This is a genomic window from Clavibacter lycopersici, from assembly GCF_003576405.1.
GTDB classification, from domain to species: domain Bacteria; phylum Actinomycetota; class Actinomycetes; order Actinomycetales; family Microbacteriaceae; genus Clavibacter; species Clavibacter lycopersici.
In genome coordinates this window covers 1-3749 of the sequence record NZ_QWGT01000254.1, presented here as the reverse complement: position 1 = coordinate 3749, position 3749 = coordinate 1, and the positions used below count along the sequence as shown (strand labels likewise).

Annotated in this window: 5 protein-coding genes; 2 read left to right on the top strand and 3 right to left on the bottom strand. The window is 74.9% G+C overall.

What is annotated here, in order from left to right; genetic code table 11:
- On the bottom strand, positions 1-300 hold a 300-nt coding region (locus DZG00_RS13330), incomplete at its 3' end, for a hypothetical protein (RefSeq protein WP_119455717.1).
- Positions 301-359: 59 nt separating this feature from the next.
- A complete protein-coding gene (locus tag DZG00_RS13325; RefSeq protein WP_119382763.1) occupies positions 360-740 on the bottom strand; it encodes a sterol carrier family protein in 381 nt (126 codons plus the stop codon).
- Between the two features lie 389 nt (positions 741-1129).
- On the opposite strand from DZG00_RS13325, the gene purD reads away from it, so the two are divergent.
- On the top strand, positions 1130-2380 hold the full coding sequence (gene purD, locus DZG00_RS13320; RefSeq protein WP_119382762.1) for a phosphoribosylamine--glycine ligase: 1251 nt from the start codon (positions 1130-1132) through the stop codon (positions 2378-2380).
- Positions 2377-3300 carry a phosphoribosylaminoimidazolesuccinocarboxamide synthase gene (locus DZG00_RS13315; protein WP_119382761.1) on the top strand — a complete coding sequence of 308 codons (924 nt, stop codon included), beginning with the start codon at positions 2377-2379 and terminating at the stop codon, positions 3298-3300. The genes purD and DZG00_RS13315 overlap by 4 nt, the downstream gene beginning before the upstream one ends.
- A 55-nt stretch (positions 3301-3355) precedes the next feature.
- Here the strand turns inward: DZG00_RS13315 and DZG00_RS13310 are convergent, their stop codons facing one another.
- Entirely contained in the window at positions 3356-3574 is a 219-nt protein-coding gene (locus DZG00_RS13310) for a hypothetical protein (RefSeq protein WP_119382760.1), read from the bottom strand.
- Between the last annotated feature and the right edge of the window lie 175 nt (positions 3575-3749).

The following is a 3749-nucleotide window of genomic DNA, read 5'->3' as shown; positions in this document are numbered from 1 at the left end:
CGGCTCGCCCCGCTCGCGCTCGGCCGTGAGCACGCGGGACCGGCGCGACGCCGCCCGGTCGAGCGCCAGCGCGAGGAGCGCGGCCAGGCCGCCGAACAGGACGACCGCGAACAGCGCCAGGAACGCCAGGACCTGGGCCTCCGAGAACTCGGGGTTCGGCGGGAAGGTGAGCGTGAGGACCATCGCCACGACGATGCCGAGCACGGCGCCGACGCCCATGAAGCGGAAGTAGCGGGGGGACCGCCGCACGAGGACCTCGGTGCGGCGCTCGTCGTCGGGCTGGGGTCGGGCGTCGGTCATGGCTCCATCATCCCCCGCACCACCGGCACGGCACGAACCGCGGCGGCGGCGATCGCCGCTCAGCGGTCGGCGGGGAGCTCCCACGGCACGGGGAGCAGGCCGCGGAGGTCGGCGCGGAGCCCGGAGGCGCGCACGGCGCCCGCCTCGACGCCGGCCTCCCAGCTCGTGCCGCCCGTGGCGAGCGCGATCCAGGTGGCGGGATCCGTCTCGATGACGTTGGGCGGCGTGCCGCGCGTGTGGCCGGGGCCCTCGATGCACTGCACGGCGCCGAACGGCGGGACGCGCACCTCGACGGTGCCGCCGGGGGCGAGATCCGCCAGCGATTGCAGCAGGAAGCGGACGGCGGTGGCGCGCGTCTCCCGGTCGGCGTCGGCGCCCTGGGCGAGCGCGGCCCGCACGGCGGGCTGTCCGACGGTGGGGTGGATGCGCGCCTTGGCCATCGTCCCAGGATGCCAGAGCGGCGGACGCCCGGCCGTCCGCCGCCGCTCGCCGCACCCCTCCAAATGGGGCGTCGCGCCGTGTCCGTCCTTTGGGGGACATCCATTACCTTGTATGGAAGTGCCCAGCGGTGACACGCCCCGCTCGGCACAGCAGGACGTCCTCCCTCCCGTCGCCTCCCCCGCGCCGGGAGGGCGGGACGACGTGCCCGTCGGCGGACCCGAAGAACGCCGGCGCGGCAGGGAGCCGACCCACCCCGTTCCCGCGGCGGGTCGGCTCCCGCCCTCCGCTCCCCCTCCCCAGGGGCGCGGATGCGGCACGCTCGCGGACGCTCCTCGCGGACGCTCCCCGGGGCCCGGTCCGGCGGGTCCCGCGTCGATAGGGTGGGGGCGTGAAGATCCTGGTACTCGGTTCCGGTGCGCGCGAGCACGCCATCGTCACGGCCCTGCTCCGGGAGGACGCGGGCCACGAGATCGTCGCGGCGCCCGGCAACGCGGGGATCGCGCGCGTCGTGCCGGTCGTGAAGATGGACATCGACGACCCGGGCGTGGTCGCGGAGCACGCCCTCTCGGAGGGCTTCGAGCTCGTGGTCGTGGGGCCGGAGGCGCCGCTCGTCGCCGGGGTCGCGGACGCGCTCCGCACGCGCGGCATCCCGGTGTTCGGGCCGGGTCGGGCCGCCGCAGCGCTCGAGGGATCCAAGACCTTCGCCAAGCGCATCATGGAGGAGGCGGGCGTCCCCACGGGCCGCGCCGCCCAGGCCGGCACCGTCGACGAGGTCGAGGCCGCGCTCGACGAGTACGGCGCCCCCTACGTCATCAAGGCCGACGGCCTCGCCGCGGGCAAGGGCGTGCTGGTCACGGCCGACCGCACGCTCGCCCTCGAGCACGCCCGGCACTACCTCGGCCAGGGCACCGTGCTCGTCGAGGAGTTCCTCGCCGGGCAGGAGGTGTCGCTGTTCCTCCTCTCCGACGGGCACGACGTGGTCCCGCTCTCCCCCGCGCAGGACTACAAGCGCCTCGGCGACGGCGACGCGGGTCCCAACACGGGCGGCATGGGCGCGTACTCGCCGCTGCCGTGGCTGCCGGACGGCTTCGTCGACGAGGTCATCGACACCATCGCGCTGCCGACCGTGCGGAAGCTCGCGGAGGAGCAGACGCCGTTCATCGGGCTCCTCTACTGCGGCCTCATCCTCACCGCGGACGGGATCCGGGTCATCGAGTTCAACGCGCGGTTCGGGGATCCGGAGACGCAGGTCGTGCTGCCCCGCCTCGTCACGCCGCTCTCGCAGCTGCTGCTCGCGGCCGCATCGGGCGAGCTCGGCGGGGTCGCCCGGCCGGAGTTCTCGGACGACGTCGCGGTCACGGTCGTGGTCGCGAGCGAGGGGTACCCGGAGTCGCCGCGGACCGGCCGCGTCATCACCGGCGTCGAGGACGCCGAGCGGGTGTCGGGCGTGAGCATCGCGCACGCGGCCACCGCCGAGTCCGACGCCGGCCTGGTCGCCACCGGCGGGCGCGTGCTGAGCGTGGTCGCGACGGGTCGCGGGTTCGAGGAGGCGAGGTCGCGCGTGTACGAGGCCGTCGGGCTGATCGAGCTCGACGGATCGCAGCACCGCACGGACATCGCCGCGCAGGTCATCCGATGAGCGCGCTCGTTCCCGCGGGCCACGCGAGCGAATGGGACCTGCCCGGCTGGGACCACGCGTACTCGGGCAAGGTGCGGGAGCTCTTCAGCCCCGCCGTCGACGACACCGACGACCGCGCGCTCGAGGGCGAGCCGCACGTGCTCGTCGTGGCGACCGACCGGGTGAGCGCGTACGACTTCGCGCTCGAGCCCGGGATCCCGCACAAGGGCGAGCTCCTCACCCAGCTCAGCCTGTGGTGGTTCGACCAGCTCGACGGCATCCCCGACCACCTCGTCGACCGCGCGACCCTCGACCGCATCGGGATCCCCGAGGCCGTGGCCGGGCGCGCGATGCTCTGCCAGGTGCTCGAGATGCTGCCCATCGAGTGCGTCGTGCGCGGCTACCTCGCGGGATCCGGCTGGGAGGAGTACCGGCAGCACGGCACGGTGTGCGGCATCCCGCTGCCGGCCGGCCTCCAGCAGGGCGACCGCCTCCCGGAGCCGATCTACACGCCCGCGTGGAAGGCGCCGCAGGGCGAGCACGACGAGAACATCACGTTCGCGCGCACCGAGGAGCTCGTGGGGCACGAGGAGGCGGCCCGCCTGCGCGACCTCTCGCTCGACGTGTACCGCCGCGCGTCGGCCATCGCCGAGGAGCGCGGCGTGATCCTCGCGGACACCAAGTTCGAGTTCGGGATCGACCCGCGCACGGGGATCACGACGCTGGCGGACGAGGTGCTCACGAGCGACTCGTCGCGCTACTGGGACGCGGAGGCGTACGCGACGGGCAACCGCACGGACAGCTTCGACAAGCAGATCGTGCGGGACTGGCTGTCGGCGAACTGGGATCGCACGGGCACGCCGCCCGTGCTCCCGCAGGAGATCGTGGAGCGGACGGCCGAGCGGTACCGGGAGCTCATCGCGCGGCTCACCGGGCGGTAGGCGCGACGGAGGTGCCGGTCTGCCGGGCGGCGGGAGCCCGGTCGACGTGGATCCGCTACAGGTTCTCGTACCCGCGGACGACGCGGTCGATGGCGACCTCGGCCACCTCGCGGGCGTCGGCGTCGGGCAGCTCGTCGAGTGCGCCCTCGATGTCCTGGCCGCCCATGCGCAGGACGGCGAGGCGCTCGAACTCCTCGACGGCCTCGGGGGTGGGCTCCTCGGTCGGGCCCGGGGTCGTCGGCTGGTCGGCGTCCTGATCGGCGTGCTGGTCCATGGTGGATCCCCTCTGTCGTGCGTGGGCGGTGCGGATCGCGCTCCGGCCCTGCCGCCAGGGTCCCACACCCGCGTGGCCGGGGGATCCGAGGGCGCCAGACTGCCACATCCGCGCTCCCCGTCGCCCGCCCCGATCGGCCTCGGGCGTGGCGGGCGCCGCGCCGCGACGCGCCGGG

Bases quoted from the DNA above. Each gene is read 5' to 3' on its own strand.
- DZG00_RS13325 (WP_119382763.1), bottom strand. From the start codon at position 740: ATGGCCAAGGCGCGCATCCACCCCACCGTCGGACAGCCCGCCGTGCGG.
- DZG00_RS13315 (WP_119382761.1), top strand. From the start codon at position 2,377: ATGAGCGCGCTCGTTCCCGCGGGCCACGCGAGCGAATGGGACCTGCCC.
- DZG00_RS13310 (WP_119382760.1), bottom strand. From the start codon at position 3,574: ATGGACCAGCACGCCGATCAGGACGCCGACCAGCCGACGACCCCGGGC.